This is a genomic window from Rhizobium sp. AG207R (genome assembly GCF_027109195.1).
Classification (GTDB): Bacteria; Pseudomonadota; Alphaproteobacteria; order Rhizobiales; family Rhizobiaceae; genus Rhizobium; species Rhizobium dioscoreae.
The window spans coordinates 328,974-350,955 of sequence record NZ_JAEPVT010000002.1; the positions used below are offsets into that span (position 1 = coordinate 328,974).

22 protein-coding genes are annotated in these 21,982 nt (G+C 60.5%); 14 read left to right on the forward strand and 8 right to left on the reverse strand.

Annotation, left to right across the window (positions count from 1 at the left end; genetic code table 11):
- Positions 1-29 precede the first annotated feature (29 nt).
- The 3 genes from JJQ51_RS05605 (at position 30) to JJQ51_RS05615 (ending at position 2,748) form a co-directional block, all read left to right on the forward strand.
- Entirely contained in the window at positions 30-1,193 is a 1,164-nt protein-coding gene (locus JJQ51_RS05605) for a DnaJ domain-containing protein (protein ID WP_269244407.1), read from the forward strand.
- 122 nt (positions 1,194-1,315) lie between these two features.
- Complete coding sequence (gene fabI / locus JJQ51_RS05610; protein WP_069613741.1) at positions 1,316-2,134, forward strand: enoyl-ACP reductase FabI; 819 nt, start codon at positions 1,316-1,318, stop codon at positions 2,132-2,134.
- Positions 2,135-2,151: 17 nt separating this feature from the next.
- The gene (locus JJQ51_RS05615) at positions 2,152-2,748 is read left to right on the forward strand and encodes a histidine phosphatase family protein (protein WP_152093607.1); all 597 of its coding nucleotides are present in this window, start codon (positions 2,152-2,154) and stop codon (positions 2,746-2,748) included.
- A 218-nt stretch (positions 2,749-2,966) separates the two neighbouring features.
- On the opposite strand, the gene JJQ51_RS05620 is transcribed toward JJQ51_RS05615, so the two are convergent.
- Complete coding sequence (locus tag JJQ51_RS05620; RefSeq protein WP_015339036.1) at positions 2,967-3,227, reverse strand: DUF1344 domain-containing protein; 261 nt, start codon at positions 3,225-3,227, stop codon at positions 2,967-2,969.
- A gap of 308 nt (positions 3,228-3,535) precedes the next feature.
- Here JJQ51_RS05620 and aroC point away from each other — a divergent pair, with 308 nt between their 5' ends.
- Positions 3,536-4,633: a chorismate synthase gene (aroC, locus tag JJQ51_RS05625; RefSeq protein WP_152093608.1), complete on the forward strand. Its 1,098-nt coding sequence runs from the start codon at positions 3,536-3,538 to the stop codon at positions 4,631-4,633.
- A gap of 10 nt (positions 4,634-4,643) precedes the next feature.
- Positions 4,644-5,747: a 3,4-dihydroxy-2-butanone-4-phosphate synthase gene (gene ribB, locus JJQ51_RS05630; RefSeq protein ID WP_069613738.1), complete on the forward strand. Its 1,104-nt coding sequence runs from the start codon at positions 4,644-4,646 to the stop codon at positions 5,745-5,747.
- A gap of 340 nt (positions 5,748-6,087) precedes the next feature.
- Here the strand turns inward: ribB and JJQ51_RS05635 are convergent, their stop codons facing one another.
- From JJQ51_RS05635 to JJQ51_RS05645, 3 genes are all read right to left on the reverse strand, one after another.
- On the reverse strand, positions 6,088-6,432 hold the full coding sequence (locus tag JJQ51_RS05635; RefSeq protein WP_331275824.1) for a GNAT family N-acetyltransferase: 345 nt from the start codon (positions 6,430-6,432) through the stop codon (positions 6,088-6,090).
- A 280-nt stretch (positions 6,433-6,712) separates the two neighbouring features.
- The gene (locus tag JJQ51_RS05640) at positions 6,713-7,771 is read right to left on the reverse strand and encodes a dipeptidase (protein WP_269244408.1); all 1,059 of its coding nucleotides are present in this window, start codon (positions 7,769-7,771) and stop codon (positions 6,713-6,715) included.
- A gap of 75 nt (positions 7,772-7,846) precedes the next feature.
- Positions 7,847-9,037: a winged helix-turn-helix domain-containing protein gene (locus JJQ51_RS05645; protein WP_152093612.1), complete on the reverse strand. Its 1,191-nt coding sequence runs from the start codon at positions 9,035-9,037 to the stop codon at positions 7,847-7,849.
- A gap of 107 nt (positions 9,038-9,144) precedes the next feature.
- Here JJQ51_RS05645 and JJQ51_RS05650 point away from each other — a divergent pair, with 107 nt between their 5' ends.
- From JJQ51_RS05650 to JJQ51_RS05660, 3 genes are read left to right on the forward strand one after another with little or no spacing between them, the layout of a single operon-like run.
- Positions 9,145-9,822 (forward strand): energy-coupling factor ABC transporter ATP-binding protein, encoded by a 678-nt coding sequence (locus JJQ51_RS05650; RefSeq protein ID WP_152093613.1) that lies wholly within the window; start codon positions 9,145-9,147, stop codon positions 9,820-9,822.
- Positions 9,822-10,424, forward strand: coding sequence for an energy-coupling factor transporter transmembrane component T family protein (locus JJQ51_RS05655; protein WP_152093614.1), 603 nt, complete (start codon positions 9,822-9,824; stop codon positions 10,422-10,424). The genes JJQ51_RS05650 and JJQ51_RS05655 overlap by 1 nt, the downstream gene beginning before the upstream one ends.
- A gap of 28 nt (positions 10,425-10,452) precedes the next feature.
- Positions 10,453-11,010, forward strand: a complete 558-nt coding sequence (locus JJQ51_RS05660; protein ID WP_069613734.1) for a biotin transporter BioY — start codon at positions 10,453-10,455, stop codon at positions 11,008-11,010.
- A 7-nt stretch (positions 11,011-11,017) separates the two neighbouring features.
- Here JJQ51_RS05660 and JJQ51_RS05665 read toward each other — a convergent pair whose 3' ends face one another.
- On the reverse strand, positions 11,018-11,419 hold the full coding sequence (locus JJQ51_RS05665; protein WP_113353896.1) for an acyl-CoA thioesterase: 402 nt from the start codon (positions 11,417-11,419) through the stop codon (positions 11,018-11,020).
- Positions 11,420-11,586: 167 nt separating this feature from the next.
- Here JJQ51_RS05665 and JJQ51_RS05670 point away from each other — a divergent pair, with 167 nt between their 5' ends.
- Complete coding sequence (locus JJQ51_RS05670) at positions 11,587-12,528, forward strand: histone deacetylase family protein (protein WP_113353895.1); 942 nt, start codon at positions 11,587-11,589, stop codon at positions 12,526-12,528.
- A 2-nt stretch (positions 12,529-12,530) separates the two neighbouring features.
- Positions 12,531-12,782, forward strand: coding sequence for an exodeoxyribonuclease VII small subunit (locus JJQ51_RS05675; RefSeq protein WP_069613731.1), 252 nt, complete (start codon positions 12,531-12,533; stop codon positions 12,780-12,782).
- A gap of 75 nt (positions 12,783-12,857) precedes the next feature.
- On the opposite strand, the gene JJQ51_RS05680 is transcribed toward JJQ51_RS05675, so the two are convergent.
- Positions 12,858-13,391, reverse strand: a complete 534-nt coding sequence (locus tag JJQ51_RS05680; protein ID WP_113353893.1) for a hypothetical protein — start codon at positions 13,389-13,391, stop codon at positions 12,858-12,860.
- A 150-nt stretch (positions 13,392-13,541) separates the two neighbouring features.
- On the opposite strand from JJQ51_RS05680, the gene JJQ51_RS05685 reads away from it, so the two are divergent.
- Together JJQ51_RS05685 and dxs are read left to right on the forward strand one after the other, a co-directional pair.
- A complete protein-coding gene (locus JJQ51_RS05685; protein WP_152095963.1) occupies positions 13,542-14,465 on the forward strand; it encodes a pirin family protein in 924 nt (307 codons plus the stop codon).
- A gap of 125 nt (positions 14,466-14,590) precedes the next feature.
- Positions 14,591-16,507 carry a 1-deoxy-D-xylulose-5-phosphate synthase gene (gene dxs, locus JJQ51_RS05690; RefSeq protein ID WP_113353892.1) on the forward strand — a complete coding sequence of 639 codons (1,917 nt, stop codon included), beginning with the start codon at positions 14,591-14,593 and terminating at the stop codon, positions 16,505-16,507.
- A 72-nt stretch (positions 16,508-16,579) separates the two neighbouring features.
- On the opposite strand, the gene JJQ51_RS05695 is transcribed toward dxs, so the two are convergent.
- Both JJQ51_RS05695 and JJQ51_RS05700 read right to left on the reverse strand, forming a co-directional pair.
- Positions 16,580-18,562 (reverse strand): methyl-accepting chemotaxis protein, encoded by a 1,983-nt coding sequence (locus JJQ51_RS05695; protein WP_269244409.1) that lies wholly within the window; start codon positions 18,560-18,562, stop codon positions 16,580-16,582.
- 224 nt (positions 18,563-18,786) lie between these two features.
- Positions 18,787-19,794 (reverse strand): DUF4424 domain-containing protein, encoded by a 1,008-nt coding sequence (locus JJQ51_RS05700; RefSeq protein WP_269244410.1) that lies wholly within the window; start codon positions 19,792-19,794, stop codon positions 18,787-18,789.
- Positions 19,795-19,906: 112 nt separating this feature from the next.
- Between JJQ51_RS05700 and JJQ51_RS05705 the strand changes: the two genes are divergently transcribed.
- Together JJQ51_RS05705 and JJQ51_RS05710 are read left to right on the forward strand one after the other, a co-directional pair.
- Positions 19,907-20,647, forward strand: coding sequence for a TlyA family RNA methyltransferase (locus tag JJQ51_RS05705; RefSeq protein WP_269244411.1), 741 nt, complete (start codon positions 19,907-19,909; stop codon positions 20,645-20,647).
- Complete coding sequence (locus JJQ51_RS05710; RefSeq protein WP_269244412.1) at positions 20,644-21,894, forward strand: class I SAM-dependent RNA methyltransferase; 1,251 nt, start codon at positions 20,644-20,646, stop codon at positions 21,892-21,894. Before JJQ51_RS05705 ends, JJQ51_RS05710 begins: the two co-directional genes overlap by 4 nt.
- The last annotated feature ends 88 nt before the right edge of the window (positions 21,895-21,982 follow it).

The following is a 21,982-nucleotide window of genomic DNA, read 5'->3' on the forward strand; positions in this document are numbered from 1 at the left end:
CGGCACACCCATGAATGATGGCGGGAAAGATGCGCGATCCGTATAAGGTGCTGGGCGTTAGGAAGGATGCGGGGGCGGACGAAATCAAATCGGCCTGGCGCAGTCTGGCGAAGACCGCCCATCCCGATCACAATCTGGGCGATCCGACCGCGTCGGAACGGTTTGCCGAAATCGGCCGGGCTTACGAGACGCTGAAGGATCCGCAAAAGCGCAGCCGCTACGACCAGATCGCACGTATGGCCGAGGCAAAGGGTCAGAGCCAGGAACAGACGATCATGCAGCAGCGGCAGGCGGCTCGCGAGGCTGCCGAGCGGGCCAAGGCCGCGCGCGCCAATGCCGACAAGATCATGGAAGAGCTCGCGCGGGCCAACGCCCGCAAAGCAGCAGCCTCCGCTGCATCCGGCCAACAGGGCAATGCCACCGAATCTCCGGAAGACATGGTCGAACGCATTTTCGGAGTGAAGACCGGCCAGGCGCAGCAGGCACAGGCCACGGCGGCAACAGGCGTAAAGCAGGCGGAAAAACCGCAGGAGCAACCCGATACCGCGGCGCCGGAAGAGCCGCAGGTGGAAGAGGAGCAGCTTGCCACGGTTTCGGCAGCTGCCGGCTCGCGCTCCGCCTTCGGCATCCTCGGCTCTCTGGTACGACGCATCACGGGCGGCAGTGCGCCCGAAAAGCCGCCGGAGAAAACCCCGGAGGTCGCCGCCGAAGCCACGGTAACGCTCGACGACATGCTGAAGAGCCGCTGGATTGCCGTTCCGCTGCCCGACAACCGGGAGGCGCGCTTCCAGGCGACGACTGATATTTCCAATGGCCAGGTGCTTCACCTCAAGGGCCAGGGACTGAAACTGCAGGGCATGTTGCGCGGCGATGTCGCCGTCACCGTTCACCTATCGACCGACGGACGCTTCACATTCGACGGCAGCAATGTGCGTACAATATTACCCATTACGATAGAGAATGCCGTTCTCGGTTGCGAAACCACGGTCGAGGGATTGAACGGACCGGTCAGGATCATGGTGCCGGCCTGGTCCGGTTCGGATCAGGTCGTGCGCATTTCCGGCGAGGGATTGCCCGACGGCAATGGCGGAAAAGGCGATCTCATCGTTGAATTGCGGCTGATGCTGTGGGAAAAACCCGACGATAAGGTCACGGATCTCATGCGCAGTATGCGCGAGGGGCTTTTCCTGTGAAATTTTGGTGACAACAGCACCCTTTGTTACGATCCCTAACAGTTGATGATCTTTACGATGCTTGAACAGGGGAACGGCCTATGCCATAGGCAGGGTCATTCGAAAGTTCAAGGGAGCAGAATATGGCTCAATCCACTGGCCTCATGGCAGGCAAACGCGGCGTCATCCTCGGCGTAGCAAACAACCGTTCGATAGCGTGGGGTATTGCCAAGGCCTGTTCGGATGCCGGAGCCGAAATCGCATTGACGTGGCAGGGCGATGCCCTGAAGAAGCGCGTCGAGCCGCTTGCTCAGGAACTCGGCGCATTTATGGCTGGCCATTGCGACGTAACCGAGCCGGCAACGATCGATGCCGTCATGGACACGCTTGAGGCGAAATGGGGCAAGATCGATTTCGTCGTGCATGCCATCGCGTTTTCCGACAAGGACGAGCTGACCGGCCGTTACCTCGATACCAGCCGCGACAACTTCACGAAGACGATGGATATCTCCGTCTATTCCTTCACGGCGGTTGCACAGCGCGCCGAGCGAATCATGAATGACGGCGGCTCGATGATCACCCTCACCTATTACGGTGCGGAAAAGGTCATGCCGCACTACAACGTCATGGGTGTCGCGAAGGCTGCTTTGGAAGCCAGCGTGCGCTACCTCGCAGTCGATCTCGGCAGCCGCGGTATTCGCGTCAACGCGATCTCGGCAGGCCCGATCAAGACGCTCGCTGCGTCCGGTATCGGCGACTTCCGCTACATCCTGAAGTGGAATGAGTACAACGCACCGCTGAAGCGGACTGTCACGATCGACGAAGTCGGCAATTCCGCCCTCTATCTGCTGTCCGATCTGTCGACGGCCGTGACCGGCGAAATCCATCACGTCGATTCGGGCTATCATACGGTCGGCATGAAGGCCGTGGACGCGCCCGACATTTCCGTCGCGAAGGACTGACCAACAGGAAGCTGACCGTGTCGCCCATCCTCTATGTGATACGTCACGGTCAGACCGACTGGAATGCCGAGCGTCGCCTGCAGGGGCAGAAAGACATCGATCTCAACGCCATCGGCCGCGAACAGGCGCGGCAGAACGGCATCGATCTCGCCGAAATCCTCGCATTCGAAAACCGGCCCTTCGATTTCGTCGCCAGCCCCTTGCGGCGCACGCGCGAAACCATGGAAATCGCCAGAGATGCCATGGGCCTGCCGCCCAAGGACTATGCGACCGACGACAGGCTCGTCGAACTGTCGTTCGGAGCCTGGGAGGGCTTTACCCTCAAAGAATTGAAGGCAACAGCGCCCGACCGGCTTGCCGAGCGCAAGGCGAATAAATGGGACTTCATCCCGCCTGGCGAAGATGCTGAAAGCTATGAAATCCTCTCCTGGCGCGTCGGCTCATGGCTGACATCCGTCGACCGCCCGACGGTCTGCGTCACGCATGGCGGCGTCATCCGTACGCTGTTCCGTCTGATCGGCGATGTCGAAAAGGAAGAGGCGGCGGAAATCCCGATCCATCAGGACCAGATCCTGAAGGTCGATCCGCAGATGAAGATCATCGGTTGGATGTAGATGGTTCCCGATTAAAGCATGTCGCGCAAAAGTGTGCAGCGGTTTTGCGACAATGACATACCCAAATCAAAGATCTAAAGCGCAAGAAGGAAATCCGAAAGATCGCGATGCGCTTCGGGCGCGGATGGCTGCGTGATTTGGGAGCGAGCGAAGAAGAATAATCACCTTGAAGGCGGGAAAACCGTCCAAGACCGCCGGCTGCCCGGCGGCAGCGCTATTTACTGGACGATATCGAGATCGTTGACAACGCGCTTGCCGTCGACTTCCGTATAGAAGACCACCACCTTCACACCGGCCTGCAGGCCACTGAAATCGAAATCCTCCGGCACCTGATAGCTCTTTCCGTCATCCAGCGTGATGTTGAAGTTCTTCGCGTCGACCTTCTTGATGACGGCTTCGACATCGGCGCTTTCAGCAAAACCGGCGACAGGAGCAAGCAGGCTTGCCGTGGCCAAAAGCGTCGCTACAAAGAAGCGCATCGTCGTCACCCTTCAGGTAAATTGATTATGATTTCTTATGCGGTCTAGAAAACACGTCGAATATGGCGGATGTTGCCCCCAATAATGACTTCGCCCGCCCAAATGGTGAATGCTTCGTCACAATCCACAATTCGGATTAATCTTTGTTTACCATGCCGGTGCTTGAGGAGGAAAAGGGCCGGTCGCCGTTTCCGAGGCAAGTGAAAGAAAGATTTTGTCTTGTCGGCATTTTGGCCTATGAGTGGGCCGAAATTGCAAGAGACAAGACGCGGCCTGTCGGTCAGGCTGCGCTAATCCGGTCGTTTTACATGTCGCATAATACATTCGGTCACCTCTTCCGCGTCACCACCTGGGGCGAAAGCCACGGTCCAGCGCTCGGCTGCGTCGTCGACGGCTGCCCTCCAGGCCTCCGTTTCAAGCTCCAGGACATTCAAACCTGGCTCGACAAGCGCAAGCCGGGCCAGTCGCGCTTCGTGACGCAGCGGCGCGAGGACGATCTCGTCAAGGTTCTGTCGGGCGTCATGACGGACGAGGACGGCGAGACGATGATCTCGACCGGCACACCGATCTCGATGCTGATCGAGAATACCGATCAGCGCTCGAAGGATTATGGCGAGATCGCTAGGCGTTACCGCCCCGGCCATGCAGACTACACCTATGACGTCAAATACGGCATTCGCGACTACCGCGGCGGCGGCCGCTCATCAGCCCGCGAAACCGCGGCGCGCGTCGCTGCCGGCGGCATCGCCCGTCTCGTGGTGCCCGGCGTGACGATCCGTGGCGCGCTGGTGCAGATCGGCAAGCACAAGATCAACCGTGCCAACTGGGATTGGGCGCAGGTGGATCAGAACCCGTTCTTTGCGCCTGATCCCGAAATCGTGCCTATTTGGGAAGACTATCTCGACGGTATCCGCAAGGCCGGCTCCTCGATCGGTGCCGTGGTGGAAGTGGTGGCGGAAGGCGTGCCGGCCGGTCTCGGCGCTCCGATCTATGGCAAGCTCGACCAGGATATCGCCTCGCTGCTGATGTCGATCAATGCCGTCAAGGGCGTCGAAATCGGTGAGGGGTTCGCCTCCGCTGAACTCACAGGCGAGGAAAATGCCGATGCCATGCGCATGGGCAATGACGGCAAGCGCATCTTCCTGTCCAATCATGCCGGCGGCATCCTGGGCGGCATTTCCACAGGCGAGCCCGTCGTCGCGCGCTTCGCCATCAAGCCGACCTCCTCGATCCTGACGGAACGCCAGTCGATCGATGCCGATGGCAACAATGTCGATGTGCGCACCAAGGGCCGCCACGATCCTTGCGTCGGCATTCGCGCCGTGCCGATCGGCGAGGCGATGGTCGCCTGCGCCGTTGCCGATCATTATCTGAGGGATCGCGGCCAGACGGGCCAGCAGAGGTAGGAACTTCGAGATGTCTTACGACCAGAAGCGTGTTGTCGATGCCATAAGGGCTTTCGAAGCCGGCGAGATCGTCGTCGTCATGGACGACAATGACCGCGAGAACGAAGGCGATCTGATCGTTGCCGCCGTTCACTGCACGCCGGACAAGATGGCTTTCATCGTCCGGCACACGTCCGGCATCGTCTGCACGCCGATGCCGCGCGAGGAGGCCAAGCGACTCAACCTCAACGCCATGGTCGCGGAGAATGATTCCGCCCATACGACGGCCTTCACCGTTTCCGTCGATTTCAAGCATGGCACCACAACAGGCATTTCCGCCGACGACCGGACCCTGACGGTTCGAAACCTCGCCAATCCGAATGTCGGGCCGACGGATTTCGTTCGTCCGGGCCATATCTTCCCGCTGGTTGCGCGCGAAGGCGGCGTGCTCATGCGTTCGGGCCATACGGAAGCCGCCGTCGATCTCTGCAAGCTTGCCGGCCTGCCGCCGATCGGCGTCATCAGCGAGCTCGTCAATGATGACGGTACGGTGACGCGCGGCCAGCAAGTGGTGGAATTCGCCGAGCAGAACGGGCTGAAGCTCGTTTCCGTCGCCGACCTCATCGCCTATCGCCAGCGCAAGGAAACCCTCATCGAGCTCGGCACCAGCTTCGACATCGAAACACCGTTCGGCAAGGCGCGCGCCCATACCTATTCCCTGCCCTGGGACCCGATGCAGCATCTTGCCGTCGTTTTCGGCGATATTCGCGACGGCGTCGATATCCCGGTTCGACTGCATCCGGAAAATGTCGCCGAGGATCTGTTCGGCAAGCGCCGTCCGGTCGATTTCTACATGAAGAAGATCGCCGAGGAAGGCCGGGGCGTCATCGTCTATTTGCGCGAAGGCTCCGTCGGTGTCGGTCATTTCGACAATGGTCGCAAGGCGCGTCAGGCCGAGCGCGAGAGCCACGCCGAGGCACAGGCGCGCGACAGCGAATGGCTGGAAATCGGCCTTGGCGCGCAGATCCTGAAGGATCTCGGCGTCAGCTCGATCAAGCTGCTCACTAGCCGCGAACGGCACTATGTCGGCTTGGAAGGGTTCGGCATCAAGATTGCCAAGACAGAGATCTGCTGATTTTTACCCTCCCCTTGAGGGCAGGGCTATCGCATATGAGCGGAGATCGCCGCCGTCCCCTTCTCCCCAGCGGGGAGAAGGTGCCGCCAGGCGGATGAGGGGGTGCCCGCCAAGACCACAAAAATCCATGAATTCAAATCGATAACCCCCTCATCCGACCCTTCGGGCCACCTTCTCCCCAAGGGGAGAAGGAGCTTATGGTGCTCATCCGCCTCCATATGCGATAGCCCTGCCCTTGTGGGGGAGGGTCGGAGCGAAGCTCCGGGGTGGGGTGATTGCGTCGATCTCCGTAGCCAAACAATTGTCACCCCCACCCGCGCGCTCCGTGTGACCGCCCCCCTCAAAAGCGAGGTGATGAAAACTCGCGATCCAACAGGCCCATCATGATGTCGTCATGCCAGCGGCCATTGACGTAAGCGGTTTCCCGCTCCCTGCCTTCGACGATGAAGCCGCATTTTTCATAGGCGCGGATGGCGCGCTTGTTGTAGGCGAGCACGCGTATTCCGATGCGATGCAGTCTCATCTCGCCGAAGGCATGATCCAGCAGAAGCGTGATCGCTTCCGTGCCAAAACCCTTACCAAGCAACGCCGGATTATAGATCCCGATTGCCATCGTCGCGCGCCGGTCCTGGCGATTGACGTTGTCCAATCGGATTATGCCGGCAAAGACGCCGTCGATTTCGATAACCCAGGCATGAGGGTGATCGGCAAGGCCCTGAACCCATCGCGTTGCGCCCCCCGAGTGATGGGCTCGATGTCCTCCTTGTTAACGCCATACATCTCCGCGATCTCGGCATTCGTACCTAAAGCGAAGCGCACATCGGCGTCCTCGGCACATGGCGGGCGGAGCCTAACATTGCGGCGGCCTTTTAGAATTAGCGACGACAACGAACTCTCCTCTTCGGGTGTTCTTCTGCCTATTGGACTCTGTTAGTTATGTCCCTTCAAGGGGGAGGTGGCAAAGCTTACGATCGCTCCGGCCATGTGGCATCGAATAGGCGAAGCCAATTGTCATAGGCGAATTTTCGCAGGGTTAATTCATCGAATCCGCTTTGGCGCATGGCCTCCACGAGCCGCGGCAAGCCGCTTGCGTCTCCGATCTCACGAGGCATGACGGCGCCATCGAAATCCGATCCAAGCGCGACCCCATCCGCGCCGATGCGGGCGCTGAGATAGTCGATCTGGCGAACGACCGCTTCGAGCGGGGTATCCTCGTCAAGATTGGCATCCGCGCGGATATCGTTGACGGCAAGATTCAACCCAACGACGCCACCCGTATCGCGGATCGCGTCCAATTGCCGATCGGTCAGGTTCCGGGTCGATGGACATATGGTATGGGCGCAGGTGTGCGTGGCCACAAGCGGAGCGGTGCTCAATGCGGCGACATCCCAAAATCCGCGCTCGTTCAGATGGGAAACATCGATCATGATCCCGAGTTCATTGCATCTTCGGACCAGATTCTTTCCCAAATCCGTCAGCCCAGGTCCCGTATCGGGCGATCTCGGATAGGCGAACGGTACGCCATAGCCGAAGATATTCGGACGGCTCCATACAATGCCCAGGGATCGAAGGCCGGCATCATAGAGGCTATCCAGATAGGCGAGATTGGGGCCGATGGCGTCGGCGCCTTCCATATGGAGTACGATGGCGAATGCGCCGTCATATTCAGCCGCCTTGATCTCCCTTACGCTCGTTGCCACACGGATTTTATCGCCCGAGCGTCCAATCAGCTTCCTTATCGCCGCAAGCTGCCCGTCGATTTGCCGGCGGGCATGGTCCTGATGCAAAGCTTCGGCATAGCGAACTTCGTAGCCATTTTGGGTGATCGTCAGATCATCTACCGGCTCATGCTCCGGCGCGGCGTACATCGCAAACAATCCGCCGGCTAAGCCTCCTTCGAGTGCTCGCGGAAGATCGAGATGCCCAGCCTCGGACCGGGCCAAAAAATCACGGCCGTCAGGCTTGTAATCCAGCATGAACTGGACCGCATCATTATGCCCATCGAAAATCCGAACGGTGTTCATGCGATCTCGATCCCAAAATGAGCGGCAGTCTCCCTGATGCCACTCAGCGCCGATTTCCTGAAAAAGAACTGTCGGTCATCCCCGCCAGCCGTCGAGAAGCACGACCTTCTCGACGCCGGTGAAACGGGCAACACGTTCCAGCTCCGCTTCCAGCTTCTCCAACCGGCCGGCCGATGCCTTGACGCCCGGCTCCAGCCACAGGCGTTTGACATCGAGCGTCCCCGCCTTGCGGTCGGCCTTCATGTCGATCCGTCCGATCAACCGGTCGCCCTCCAGCAATGGGAAGACGTAGTAGCCGTATTCGCGCTTCGGTTCGGGCACGAAAATCTCGATGCGGTAGAAGAAGCCGAAGAGACGTTCGGTCCGATTGCGATCGCGCAGAGTCGGATCGAAGGGGCTCAGCACGCGGATGCGCGCCGGTGCCTCGGCATGACTGTCGAGCGTGTCATGGAAATTGAGGAAGGCGAAGGACGAGCGCGGCTTGCCGCCGGCGGCGGGCTCGATCAGTACTTCGGTCAATTCGTCTCGATGAGTCTCGACCCAGCTCTTGGCTTCCTGTGGCGTGACCAGATCCCAGAAGGCGGCGATTTCGCCCGAGGTGGCAAAGCCGAGGCGCTGCAGCGCGCTTCGGCAAGCCCAGTCGACAAATTCGTCATGCTCCACTTCGGGCTCATGGAAATGGGCCGGAAGGACACGTTCGACGAGGTCGTAGACCTTTTGAAAATTAGTGCGGCCGGCGATGGCGAACTTGCCGGTGCGCCAGAAATATTCGAGCGCCGTCTTGTTTGGGTGCCAATTCCACCAGCCGCCGGAGACATGATCCTCCGCCTTGACCTCGCGGGCGGTGATCGCGCCGTTCTTCAGCACGCGCTCGTAGGTTTCCTCGAAAGCCGCCTCGAAGCCCTCCCCGCGCCATTTGCGCCAGCGTGCGATGATTGCCTCATCCTCGCGGCGGAAGCGGTGCTTCCAATAGACGAAGAAGGCGCTCGGCAGGATGGAGGCATCATGCGTCCAGTTCTCGAAGAGTGCACCGTCCTTCTCCAAGAGTTCGGTCAGATGTTCACGCCGATAGGTCTGGTTGCGCGAAAACAGGATCTGGTGATGGGCGCGCTCGACGGTGGCGATACTGTCCACCTGCACGAAGCCGATGTCGTGGATGAGCTGCAGCAGCCCCGCCTTGGTCAAGGCGCGGTTCGGCGGATTGGCAAGACCTTGCTTGGCAAGGAACACGCGGCGGGCGTCACGATTCGAGAGCAGATTCGTCATTACGGGATCATAGGCATAAATTCCCATACTTTCAAAGAGGCGTCGATTTGATAATTCGATGCAATGCGCTATAGCTCCGCGATCACACTACCGAACAGGAAAGCCGCTTGGACATCCGCTTCGAAACCGCTGGCGTCGATTATGGCAAGCGCACTGCGCTGTTTCCTCTGAATCTCACGCTTCAGGAGCGCCGCATCGGGGTGATCGGCCTCAACGGTTCCGGCAAGACGACCTTCGCGCGGCTGATCAACGGGCTCGTCAAGCCGACAACGGGGCGCGTCGTGGTTGATGGGCTCGACACGGTCGGCGATGCTGCCAAGGTGCTCGGCAAGGTCGGTTATATCTTCCAGTCGCCGCAAAACCAGATCATCCTGCCCATTGTGCGCGACGACATCGCCTTCGGCCTCAAGGCGCGCGGATATGACAAGGCGCAGATCGATGCGGCGGTCGAGGGCATTCTTGGCCGCTTCGGCGTCGGTCATCTCGGCGCGCGGCGGGCACATGAGCTCTCCGGGGGCGAATTACAGATGGCTGCCCTTTGCTCGGTGCTGGTGACTGGCCCGGATATCCTCATTCTGGACGAGCCGACGAACCAACTCGACCTCAAGAACCGGGCGCTGGTGCAGAAGACCATGATGGGGCTGCCGGAAAGTGTCATCGTCATCAGCCACGATCTGCCACTGCTCGAGGGTTTCGAGCGGGTGCTTTTGTTCGATCAAGGCCGGCTCGTCGCCGACGCTCCGGCAGAGGAAGCGATCGCTCGCTACAGGGAGATGGCTGGCTGATGCAGACGCTGCATGTCGATGTCGATACCTGGCTGCACCGGCTTTCGCCGCGCGTAAAGCTGCTGGCTTTGACCGCATTCGGCGTGTTGCTGTTCCTAACGCACTCCATCATGCTGCTTGCCTGTGCAAATCTTGTCGGCGCCACCCTCTACCTTCGCAGCGGTTTGCCGGTCGGAGAGGCGATGAAGCGGCTTCGGCCGATCCTGATCTCGATCGCTGTCCTGGCGATCTTTGCGGCACTGGTCGGCCCGCTCCACGCCGCCATCGTCACGGCGCTGCGGCTGACGGCGCTCGCGCTGTTTGCCGCCACGGTGACGGCAACGACATCGATGGCCGCCTTCATCGACGAGATCACGGCACTTGCCATGCCGCTTGAAAAGCTCGGCCTGCTCAGAGCGGCCGATATCGGGCTTGCGATCGGCCTGGTGATCCGTTTCGTGCCTGAAATCCTCGATCGCTACCGCGCGATCCGTGAAGCGCATCAGGCGCGCGGGATCAAGGTTCGCCTGGCAACCACGCTCGCGCCGCTCATCATCCTGACGCTGCGCGATGCGGACAATATTGCGGCGGCGATTGACGCGCGGGGCATTCGGCGTCAATGAACATAGGTCTTTTTCGGAAGGAGCCGCCATGAACACCCGCGATCTCGTCCTCTCGGCGCTGTTTGCCGCCATCATCGTGGCGCTCGGCCTGTTGCCGCCGATCCCCATCGGCATCATTCCGGTTCCGATCACCGCCCAGTCGCTCGGCGTCATGCTCGCCGGCGTCGTCCTCGGCGCCAAGCGCGGGACGATCGCGGTGCTGCTGGTAGTGGTGCTTGTTTCGATCGGCCTGCCGGTCCTTTCCGGCGGCCGCGGCGGCCTTGCCGTCTTTGCCGGCCCGACAGCCGGCTTCTTCGTCGGCTGGATCTTCGCTGCCTTCATCACCGGCTATCTCTCCGAACGACTGGTCAAGCCGGAACAGAGCGGCCTGGTTCAAGGTGTCGGCTTCTTCATCGCTGCTGTTATCGGTGGGGTGGTGGTGCTGTACGCGTTCGGCATTGCCTGGCTCGCCATCAATATCGGTTTCAGCAAGGCGTTTATCGGGTCCCTGGGCTTCGTGCCGGGCGATGTCATCAAGGCCGTCGTCGCAGCCCTGGTCGGCCGCGCTGTCATGGTCGGCTATCCGCTTCTGCCGCAGCGGAGCTAAATCGAGACTAAGCCAGATATTTGTAGAGCCAGTCGCGCGTGTCTTCCGGCAGTGGCACCGGGTCATGCTCATCGCCACGCACCGCGAGCCAGAGGATTTCCACCTCCGCTGCCAATTCGTTGCCAGTTTCAACCGCGACAACGAAACCGATCGACTTGCCGCCAATCTTGTTGACGCTGATCGAGTAACGGGCAAGGTCGTCATAGTGCAGGGCGCGGTGCAGCGAGCACGATGCCTTCTTGGCGATATAGAGAGGCTCGTCGTCGACCAGCGGCCGCGTGCGCCAAAAGTTGGAGAGTGCGGTCTCGGCTTGCGAGATGTAGGAGGCGATAAACATCTGGCCGTGCCGGTCGACATCACGCGGCGGCACCCTTACCTCGATGACATCGGATCGTTCTACTCTCGCCATCACGCAACAACCCTGGCCGACGCCGTACTGACCTTAATGAAAGCTTAACACCGCGCCTCGATAAGTAAACGGCGCCACTTCAAAGTGGTTAAGATGGATTGTTGACATTGTAGTGACATTGTCCATGTCCTGTAATAGGCGTCATACCTCGTTTATAGATTGGCCCCATGAGCACACGTCTTTACGAACATCCGATCTTTCTTGAACACATCGTTCCTCCTGGCCATCCGGAGCGACCGGACCGGCTTCGCTCGCTGAACATTGCGCTGGAGCATCCAAATTTCGAGAGGCTGGACCGGCGAAAGGCGCCGCCCGCGCATGAGGATGCGATCCTGCTTGCGCATCCCGAGGAGCATCTGGATTTCGTGCTGCGTTCGATGCCGGACAGAGGTGACGAGGGCGAGATCAACCAGATCGAGGCGGATACCTATGCCAGCCCGAAGACGCTGCAGGCGATCATGCATGGCGTCGGCGGCGCCATGGCGGCGGTCGACGACGTCTTCTCCGGTGCGGCCGACAATGTCTTCGTCGCGGCCCGGCCGCCCGGCCACCATGCCGAGAAGACCAAGGCCATGGGTTTCTGCTTCTTCAACAATGCCGCGATCGCCGCCCGCCATGCGCAAAAGGCTCATGGTGCCGAGCGCGTCGCCATCGTCGACTGGGACGTGCATCACGGCAATGGCACGCAGGACATTTTTTGGGACGATCCGTCCGTGCTCTTCTGTTCCACCCACCAGATGCCGCTCTATCCCGGCACGGGCAAGAAGGACGAACGCGGCGCGCACAACACCATCGTCAATGCGCCGCTTTCGCCCAATACTGGCGGCGATCATTTCCGCGAGGCCTTCAAGTCCCGCGTGCTGCCGGCGCTCACCGACTTCCGGCCCGACCTCATCATCATCTCGGCGGGCTTCGATGCCCATCACCGCGATCCCCTGGCGCAGCTGAACTTGACGGGCGAGGATTTCGACTGGGCGACGGGGCGACTGCTCGAGGTTGCCGACCGCAGCGCCAAGAACCGGGTCGTCAGCCTGCTCGAAGGCGGCTATGATCTGGAAGGTCTCGCCGAGTCGGCGGGGATGCATATTCTACGCATGATGAAAGGTTGACGATGAGCGAGAACGCCAAGGCAGATGTATCAGGCTATTCCTTCGAGAAGGCCGTGGCGGAGCTGGAAAGCATCGTTGCCCGGCTCGAACGCGGCGATGTGGCGCTGGATGAATCTATCGCCATCTACGAGCGCGGCGAAGCACTGAAGAAGCATTGCGAGGCTCTGCTCTCGGCTGCGGAAAACCGCATCGAGAAGATCAGACTCGATCGCGCCGGCAAGCCGCAGGGCACGGAAGCGCTGGATGGCGCGTGAAGCGGGCGGCTGCACGCGCCTACCGGAATCGCCATGAGTCTCGCGCAGGCGCTTTGATGCGGATGAACGATTTCGTCAAGGCGACATGAACTGTATGTAACCATCGTGGTTGAGCGAAAACCCGAAGCTGGTCCGCTTTCCGTTTATGGATACGTGATACTCTCTGCCTCTATCGCCAATTTTGAACGCATCCGGATATTTTGTTTTGATGACGTCTGCGAATTGGCGTTCGATCGTCTCATCGTCTGCCATCCCTGGATGACGGCGATACTTCGTATCACATAGTCCGTCTGGATTGATGATAACAATCAGCGATCGATCGTCCGTTGCCCCCTCGAAATATGTATACTTGCCAGAAATCAAACTCGAACCTTGCTTGGTTTGAAACGACTTAACCCCATAGCGGGCTGCAGCCGCCCGAGCCTGCGTATAGGGCGCGCTAGAAGCAAAGCAAATATCTCGAAACGCAGCAACCGCAGGTTCAATTGCCGTCGGATCGGCAGCTTTTTTAGCAAACTGCTGCTCAGGCCGGTCACCCGTCGTGGTGCATGCGGCCAGCATTCCTCCCAAGAGAAAGGCAAACAGTACTTTGCTTCCGCGCATGTCCATGCTTATTCGTCTCCAAAATTACCCCGCTGTTCACATAGCGCGCAATGTTAAACAACCCTTTGAAACAATCCTTATAAACGCCTGGACAGCGGAATTTGAGTTTCCCAACCTTTCTCGCTAGGTTGAGCCCCAACCGAAAGGAGAGCCTTCATGTCCTTCTTCCCAGGAAACGATCCGCAGGCGGGTGACGCCTTCGCCTGCGATGCGATCGAGAATCTGATTATCCCGCGCACCAGCGACCTCGGCGGCTTCTCCGTGCGGCGCGCGCTTCCGAGCAGCCGGCGCCGGCTGGTGGGACCGTTCATCTTCTTCGACCGCATGGGGCCAGCCATTTTGCGGCCGGGCCAAGCGCTCGATGTGCGCCCACATCCGCATATTGGCCTTTCCACCGTCACCTACCTCTTCGACGGCGAGATCCGCCATATGGACAGCCTCGGCACGGCCAAGGTGATCCGTCCCGGCGACATCAACCTGATGACGGCCGGGCGCGGCATCGTGCATTCCGAGCGCACGCCGGAGAACCTGCGCGACCATCCATTTTCCATGTCCGGCCTGCAGACATGGCTGGCGCTGCCCGACGACAAGGAGGAGATCGATCCCTCCTTCACCCACACGGAAAAGGACGAGCTGCCTGTCATCGCCGATGGCGGCGTGAGCGGGCGCGTGGTGATCGGTAATTTCGAGGGCCTGGAATCGCCGGTGAAATCCTTCTCGGACACTCTCTATGTCGATCTTCAGCTGCAGCCGAACACGACGTTTCCTTTCGGAGCAGCCCATGAAGAGCGCGCGGTCTATATTCTCTCTGGTTCGCTCGTCGTCGCCGGCGACCGTTTCGAACAGGATCAGCTTCTCGTCTTCCGCCCCGGTGACGCGATAACGCTGGGGGCCGGCGAAAAAGGCTGTCATCTCATGCTTTTTGGCGGTGCAGCGCTTAATTCGAAGCGCTATATCTGGTGGAATTTCGTCTCGTCCTCGAAGGAGCGTATCGAAAAAGCCAAAGAAGAATGGCGCACGGGCCGCTTCGATATCGTGCCGGGCGACGAGGAAGAGTTCATTCCCCTGCCGGAGGGCTAACGGGTTCATAACACTCCCACATGTTTCTTGTTCGGGAGCACCTTGAATTCGGCGCCTTTTGTCGCAATCTGTTTTGACGTAAAGGCGGACAACCGCCCAAGAATAGCAAGAAAGAGGCATCAGCCTTGACACAAATGCCAGAGACGCCCCTGCTCGACCGGGTCCAATATCCCTCCGACCTGCGAAAGCTGGAGGACCGGGAACTGCCGCAGCTCGCCCGCGAAGTCCGCGACGAGATGATCGACGCGGTATCGCGCACCGGCGGACATCTTGGTGCCGGCCTCGGCGTGGTCGAATTGACCATTGCCATCCACAGCGTCTTCGATACGCCGAACGATCGTTTGATCTTCGATGTCGGGCATCAGTGTTATCCGCACAAGATCCTGACTGGGCGTCGCGACCGCATTCGCACGCTGCGCCAGGAAAACGGTCTTTCCGGCTTCACGCGCCGGGCCGAAAGCGAGTACGATCCTTTCGGCGCAGCGCATTCCTCGACTTCCATTTCCGCCGGCCTCGGCATGGCTGTTGCCGCCGAGCTCGAAAACAGCGACCGCCGGGTGATCGCCGTCATCGGCGACGGTGCCATGTCAGCCGGCATGGCTTATGAGGCGCTGAACAATGCCGGCGCGCTCGATGCCCGGCTGATCGTCATTCTCAACGACAATGACATGTCGATTGCCCCGCCGACGGGAGCGATGAGCGCCTATCTCGCCCGCCTCGCCTCCGGCCGCACCTATATGGGCTTCCGGGATTTTGGAAAGAAACTGACCGCTTATCTCGGCAAGAAGGTCGACCGCGCCATCACGCGGGCAGTCGAACACGCACGGGGCTATGTAACCGGCGGCACCATGTTCGAGGAGATGGGCTTCTACCATATCGGTCCGATCGACGGCCATTCCTTCGAACATCTGCTGCCCGTGCTGCGCAATGTGCGCGACAATGCACAGGGACCGGTGCTGATCCATGTCGTGACGCAGAAGGGCAAGGGCTATCCCCCAGCCGAAGCGGCTGCCGACAAATATCATGGCGTCAACAAGTTCGACGTCATCACCGGCGCTCAGACGAAAGTGAAGCCGAATGCGCCGAGCTACACAAGCGTGTTTGCGGACGCTTTGGTGCAGGAAGCGACGCTCGACGACAAAATCGTCGGTATCACCGCCGCCATGCCGAACGGCACCGGCCTCGACAAGCTGCAGGAGTTCTTCCCGAAGCGCTGTTTCGATGTCGGAATTGCCGAGCAGCATGCCGTGACTTTCGCCGCCGGCCTCGCTGCAGAAGGTTATAAGCCCTTCGCCGCCCTTTATTCCACCTTCCTGCAGCGCGCCTATGACCAGGTGGTGCATGATGTGGCCATTCAAGGGCTGCCGGTCCGTTTCCCGATCGACCGCGCCGGCTTCGTCGGTGCCGATGGCCCGACGCATGCGGGCTCCTTCGACACCGCTTTCCTCGCGACTCTGCCGGGCTTCGTCGTCATGGCCGCGGCAGACGAGGCGGAGCTGAAGCACATGGTGCGCACCGCTGCCGCCTATGATCTGGGTCCGATCTCCTTCCGCTATCCGCGCGGTGAAGGCGTCGGCGTCGATCTGCCGGAACGCGGCCAGATCCTCGAAATCGGCAAGGGTCGCGTCATCAAGCAGGGCACGAAGGTCGCCCTACTCTCCTTCGGCACGCGTCTCGCCGATAGTCTTGCAGCCGCCGAGGATCTCGATGCCGCCGGTCTTTCGACGACAGTTGCGGACGCGCGCTTCGCCAAGCCGCTCGATCACGACCTCATCCGCCAGCTTGCCGCCCATCACGAGATGCTGATCACCATCGAGGAAGGTTCGGTCGGCGGCTTCGGCAGCCAGGTCATGCAGTTCCTTGCCAATGAGGGCCTGCTGGACAACGGCCTGAAAATCCGTTCGCTCGTCATGCCCGATATCTGGATGGAACAGGCAAAGCCTGAAGCCATGAATGCCCGGGCCGGTCTCGACCGTGCCGGCATCGTGCAAACGGTCTTCCGCACGCTCGGCCACGGCCGCATCGTCGAAGCTGCTGGATAGCTTTACCTCCCCTTGTGGGCTGGGCTATCGCATACGGGCGATAGCTCTGCCATCAAAGGGAGGGTTGCTTAATCAGAATTCTTCCCAATCGTCCTGGGGTGCGGCGGCGGAAGCCGTTGCCTTACCGGCAAAGGCCTTGGCGACCGTACGCCCGAGAGCGCGGGCCGGAGACATGGCCGGCTTCGAATGCGCCGTTGCCGCGACTGGCCGTGCCGGCGTTGCCGATATGGGCCGGGCGGGCATTACCCGAGCAGGTGCAGCCTGCACGGAATTGCCGAGACGGAATTGCTGCAGCAGCTCGTTGAGTGCAGCTGCTTCGCGGGCGAGCGCATGGCTTGCCGCCGTCTGCTCCTCGACCATCGCGGCATTCTTCTGGGTGCCCTGGTCCATATTGTTGACGGCCGTGTTGATCTCCTGCAGGCCGGTCGACTGCTCGCGGGTCGCCGTCACGATCGCGCCGACATGGCGGTTGATCTCTTGCACTTCGGATACGATCAATTCCAGCGCCTTGCCGGTCTCGCCGACCAGCGACACACCCGTATTGACCTGATCGCTCGATGTCGTGATGAGCGACTTGATTTCCTTGGCGGCATTGGCCGAACGCTGTGCAAGCTCGCGCACTTCCTGGGCGACGACGGCAAAGCCCTTGCCGGCATCTCCGGCACGTGCTGCCTCGACGCCGGCATTCAGCGCCAGAAGATTGGTCTGGAACGCGATGTCGTCGATGACGCTGATGATGTTGCTGATCTCGCCCGAGGATCTTTCAATCTGCTGCATGGCCGCGACGGCTTTGCGAACCACTTCGCCCGATCGCTCCGCACCGAGGCGGGCGCGTTCGACGAGATGGCCAACATCCTCGGCGCGCTTGGCAGAGTCACGAACGGTCGTCGTGACCTGTTCCAGTGCTGCGGCAGTCTCCTCGACAGCGGCAGCCTGCTGCTCGGTGCGATGCGCCAGATCATCGGCGGCCGCACGGATTTCGTCAGCACCTGCATTGATGGCGCGGGCATTGGAGCCGACAGACTGCAGGGCGGCCTCCAGCTTCTCGACTGCATTGTTGAAATCAGCGCGAACGCTGTCGAATTGCGGTGCAAAGCTGTTGTTAAGGCGGGTTGCGACATTACCCGACGATAGAGCCGAGAGGCCGCCGGCGAGCGCTTCCATGGCGAAGCGGATTTCGCCTTCTTCACGCGCCTTCTGCTCGTCATTCATCAGGCGCTGACGTTCGGCATCACCACGCATGCGCTCGGTCTCGCCAGCAAGACGCAGCTTCTCGATGCCGGCCTCCTTGAAGACGAGGACGGCATCCGCCATACGGCCGATTTCGTCGCCGCGGCCGACAGCCGGGACTTCGATATCGTGCTCGCCGTTTGCCAGACGGCCCATGGCCGCCGTCATGCCGACGATCGGGCGCACGATAATGCGCGAGAGCAGCCAGGCAAGCACAGCGGCGGCTAGCGAGGCGAAGATACTGCCAAGAATGAGGGTCAGGCGAAGATCGCCATTGGCATCGTCCTGCATGGCTGCCAGGTCGCTCGCCCTGGCGCGTGCGGCCTTCTTGATCTTGGCGGCAGCTTCACGGAAGCCGTCAAGCTGACCCTTGGTTTCGTTCTGGCCGATCTTGACGATCTGATCGAGCGGCATCTCGGTTTCCTTGCGCGCCCTGGCCTGTGGCTCCGCGAGCTGATGGAAATAGAGATCAGCAGCTTTCTGCATGTTGTCGATCGCCTGCAGCAGATCCGGAGAATCGGCGGCCGCCTCCTTGGCGGCTGCGATGCTCTTCAGCATCCGCTCGCGATTGTTGAAGATATCGCCATAGGTGCTGTCGCTGCGCAGAAGCAGGAAGCCGCGCAGGTTGACGGCCTGTTCCAGCATGGCCTGCAGCGAATCATCGATCAGGCTGACGAGCTGCTGCGATTTTGCCTGCTCGTCGGCGGCTCCGGCCGAGACGTCCTGCTTTGCATAGACGAAAGCGGAAACACAGGCAAAAATGGCGATCAGGGCCGTAAATGTAATGGCAAGCTTGCCATTCAAAGAGAGTTTTTTCGCAAACATGAGCGAGCGCCTCCTGAGCGCCGGTCCTGGCGAGCATCCTCCGGCCGTCATTGGGAGGGAGTACGGCCGATGCTCGAAGAATTCAGGGAGGGCATGATTGGGACGCAAACGCGTGAAGCCTTCATGGCAGGCGGTGATCTGGAAGCGGATCACCGCAATCCTCGGCATGAGTAGAGGTTTCGGCTTTAAATTTATTTAATTTGCGCGGACTGCTCAGCTCAGCACTAGTTCACCGCTGCCGCAGCCAGGATCAGGATTTCCAGATCGTGCTCCGGGTAAAAATCCTGCGCTATCATCTGGAACGTCGTCGCGCCGATCTTCTTCACATTCGTACCGCAAAAGCTGATGTAGTTCTCGGGACTGCCCTTATCGACCGTCAGCTCGAAATGCTTGATCGGGCCGGACCAGTTGGCACCTGTCGTCAGCACATAGGAGATCCAGCTTTCGGTATAGCCGCGACCACCCTTATCGGCCGCTGTGGCAAGCTTGACGGCCGTCTTCAAAAAGGCCTCATCGAGGCAATATTTGGCGCGATAGTTCTGCAGCTGCTGCTTCTGGTAATCTTCGTCGCCGGCAAAGGTGATGGCGACGGTTCCGCCGACGCTCGGCTTGTAGCGATGCTCCACGCCGATCCTGGCCTTGGCCGGAAACTTGGTGCGCCACCAATAGGTCGTGTGCAGCGTCCACATCGGCGTCGGATGATGTTTCATGCCCTGGCCGTCGGCGTCGTATTCATCATCGGCGATCAGTCCGCGGGCTGTCCAATCCTCGAGCACATCGACGGGCAATTTAGCGACAGCATCCGTCGCCGCCTTGCTGAGCGGCAGCAGCGGCACGCCGTGAGCCTTCAGTTCGTCGGTCATGTCGACTCCGGCAACCGATACGCGCTGCTGCAGGATCGGCGTGATGGCCTTGCCGTCCTGTGTGACGGTGAAGCCGAGGAAATTGTCGGAATCGACATTTCCGGCATCAACCATGCTGTCGATGTCGCCCTTGATATCGGGCATCGGAAAGGCGACGACGCTTTCGACGTCCTTGTCGGACGTGTTTTCAAAGACGTAATCGACACGGACCTGTTCTGGCGAAATGAACAACTTTTCCTGATCCATGCTGATATCGCCGGTGCGGACATAGGCGAGACCGCCCGTCTTCAGCTCGGCCATCGTGTCGTTTGCCATAGCCGGAGCCGCTGACATCGCCATCAGCGCAGCATAGCCACCAATCTTCCACATGATGCCCCTCGCCCATTGATCGCGGCGATTATGGCTGGCCGCTATCCGACGTCAACGCCGATTACAGCATAAAAGGCTTGCAACATAATGCATTGCCCGGCAAGGACAGCCCATGTCCGAACCGCAACGCCTCGATCAGCTTCTTGTCACCCTTTCGCTCTTCGCCAGCCGCTCGCGCGCTCGCGATGCGGTCCAGCGCGGTACGGTCACCGTGAACGGCAAGATCGTGACGAAGCCGGGAGCACTTTTTTCCGAAAATGCCAAGATCAGCATCGACGATCCGGCGCAGGATTATGTTTCCCGCGCGGCCTTGAAGCTGGTGGCGGCGCTCGATCATTTCGGTCTCGATCCGCGCGGACAGCATTGCCTCGATGTTGGCGCATCGACAGGCGGCTTTACCGAAGTGCTGCTTCAGCGCGGCGCTACCCATGTCACGGCAATCGATGTCGGCCACGACCAGATGCACCCGCGCATAGCGGACGATCCACGCGTGACCAATATCGAGGGGCTGAACGCGCGCAAGCTGACGGCGGAAGATATCGGCGAACCTTTCTCCTTCGTCGTTTCCGATGTCTCCTTCATTTCGCTGAAGCTGGCTCTCGCGCCGGCGCTCGCGCTCGCCGAACCCGGCGCGCGGGCGGCGTTGCTCGTAAAACCGCAATTCGAGGCGGGCCGCGATGCGATCGGCAAGGCCGGGCTTTTGAAAGACCCCTCCTCCGCTCCGGCTGTGGCCGCCGAACTCGAGCGCTGGTTCACCGAAGACATGGGTTGGCAAAGCCTCGGCCTCATCGCCTCGCCGATCGCAGGCGGCGACGGCAATCAGGAGTTTCTTCTCGCAGGGATCAAGCCATGAGCACCGAAACCGTTACCATTCAAAAGCTCGGCGCCCAGGGCGACGGCATCGCGCAGGGCACCGATGGCCCGATCTACGTGCCCTTCACCCTACCGGGCGAAAACGTCGCCATCGCGCGGGTGAAAAGCCAAGGCACGTTGATGTCGATTACGACGGCCTCACCGGATCGCCAGGAGCCGCACTGTCGGCATTTCGGCCCACATGGCGTCAACGGCGCCTGCGGCGGCTGCACCCTGCAACATTATGCCGATGCGCCCTATCGCGCCTTCAAGCGTCAGCTCGTGGTCGATGCCCTGCGCTCCAAGGGCCTCACGCCCGAAGTGGACGATATCGTCGCCGCGCATCCGGGCGAGCGCCGCAGGGTCGTCTTCGCCGCGCGCAAGACTGAAAAGGATATGCTGATCGGCTTCAATCAGGCCGAAAGCCACCACATCGTCGCCATAGAGGAATGTCCCATCGCCTCGGCCGGCATCATGGCCAGGCTGCCCGCCATCAAGACGATTGCAGCGGCAATCGCCATCAATGCCGAAGCCTTCCGCATCTCCGTATTGGAGACGCAGACGGGCCTCGATCTCGCCGTCGACGGCATCAAGTCTCTTTCGGACAAGCAGCGCCGTAGCACGATCGAAACGGTGCTGTCGCTTCGCGGCATCGCCCGCGTCTCGCTAAACGGCGAGATCCTAGTGGAGCCGGTAAAGCCGATGATCGATTTCGGCGGCGTTCAGGTTGCGCCGCCGCCCGGTGCCTTCACACAGGCGACCAAGCAGGCCGAGGACGCCATGGCGGAGCTGGTTGCAATCCACGTCGGCAAGGCCAAGCGTATCGCCGATCTCTTCGCCGGCAGCGGCACATTCTCGCTTCGCCTGGCGCGGATCGGGCGGGTGCATGCGGTCGAAGGTGAGGCCAAGCCGCTTGCCGCTTTGGATCATGCCGCCCGCAACACGCAGGGACTGAAGCCAGTCATCGTGGAACGCCGCGATCTTTTCCGCCGGCCCTTGATGGCGCAGGAATTGAAGGTCTACGATGCCGTTGTCTTCGACCCGCCGCGCGCCGGCGCGGAATTCCAGAGCAAGGAACTGGCGCGCTCCCAGGTCAAGAAGATCGTTGCCGTCTCCTGCAATCCGCTGACCCTCGCCCGCGATCTCGCTATCCTGGTCGAGGGCGGCTACCGCATTACGCGGGTGACGCCGATCGACCAGTTCCTGTGGACCTCGCATGTCGAAGTCGTTGCGGCGCTGGAGAAGTAGCTCTCTTCGCCAGAAGTTTGGTGGTCGGCCCTCGTGGTTCGAGGCTACGCCCTCTGGGCTTCGCACCTCACCATGAGGGCGGAGTCGC

What these genes read in the sequence shown, in the direction of transcription:
- JJQ51_RS05605 (WP_269244407.1), top strand. Translation starts at nt 30, where the DNA reads ATGCGCGATCCGTATAAGGTGCTGGGCGTTAGGAAGGATGCGGGGGCG.
- fabI (WP_069613741.1), top strand. Translation starts at nt 1,316, where the DNA reads ATGGCTCAATCCACTGGCCTCATGGCAGGCAAACGCGGCGTCATCCTC.
- JJQ51_RS05620 (WP_015339036.1), bottom strand. Translation starts at nt 3,227, where the DNA reads ATGCGCTTCTTTGTAGCGACGCTTTTGGCCACGGCAAGCCTGCTTGCT.
- aroC (WP_152093608.1), top strand. Translation starts at nt 3,536, where the DNA reads ATGTCGCATAATACATTCGGTCACCTCTTCCGCGTCACCACCTGGGGC.
- ribB (WP_069613738.1), top strand. Translation starts at nt 4,644, where the DNA reads ATGTCTTACGACCAGAAGCGTGTTGTCGATGCCATAAGGGCTTTCGAA.
- JJQ51_RS05640 (WP_269244408.1), bottom strand. Translation starts at nt 7,771, where the DNA reads ATGAACACCGTTCGGATTTTCGATGGGCATAATGATGCGGTCCAGTTC.
- JJQ51_RS05645 (WP_152093612.1), bottom strand. Translation starts at nt 9,037, where the DNA reads ATGACGAATCTGCTCTCGAATCGTGACGCCCGCCGCGTGTTCCTTGCC.
- JJQ51_RS05655 (WP_152093614.1), top strand. Translation starts at nt 9,822, where the DNA reads ATGCAGACGCTGCATGTCGATGTCGATACCTGGCTGCACCGGCTTTCG.
- JJQ51_RS05660 (WP_069613734.1), top strand. Translation starts at nt 10,453, where the DNA reads ATGAACACCCGCGATCTCGTCCTCTCGGCGCTGTTTGCCGCCATCATC.
- JJQ51_RS05665 (WP_113353896.1), bottom strand. Translation starts at nt 11,419, where the DNA reads ATGGCGAGAGTAGAACGATCCGATGTCATCGAGGTAAGGGTGCCGCCG.
- JJQ51_RS05670 (WP_113353895.1), top strand. Translation starts at nt 11,587, where the DNA reads ATGAGCACACGTCTTTACGAACATCCGATCTTTCTTGAACACATCGTT.
- JJQ51_RS05675 (WP_069613731.1), top strand. Translation starts at nt 12,531, where the DNA reads ATGAGCGAGAACGCCAAGGCAGATGTATCAGGCTATTCCTTCGAGAAG.
- JJQ51_RS05680 (WP_113353893.1), bottom strand. Translation starts at nt 13,391, where the DNA reads ATGGACATGCGCGGAAGCAAAGTACTGTTTGCCTTTCTCTTGGGAGGA.
- JJQ51_RS05685 (WP_152095963.1), top strand. Translation starts at nt 13,542, where the DNA reads ATGTCCTTCTTCCCAGGAAACGATCCGCAGGCGGGTGACGCCTTCGCC.
- JJQ51_RS05695 (WP_269244409.1), bottom strand. Translation starts at nt 18,562, where the DNA reads ATGTTTGCGAAAAAACTCTCTTTGAATGGCAAGCTTGCCATTACATTT.
- JJQ51_RS05700 (WP_269244410.1), bottom strand. Translation starts at nt 19,794, where the DNA reads ATGTGGAAGATTGGTGGCTATGCTGCGCTGATGGCGATGTCAGCGGCT.
- JJQ51_RS05705 (WP_269244411.1), top strand. Translation starts at nt 19,907, where the DNA reads ATGTCCGAACCGCAACGCCTCGATCAGCTTCTTGTCACCCTTTCGCTC.
- JJQ51_RS05710 (WP_269244412.1), top strand. Translation starts at nt 20,644, where the DNA reads ATGAGCACCGAAACCGTTACCATTCAAAAGCTCGGCGCCCAGGGCGAC.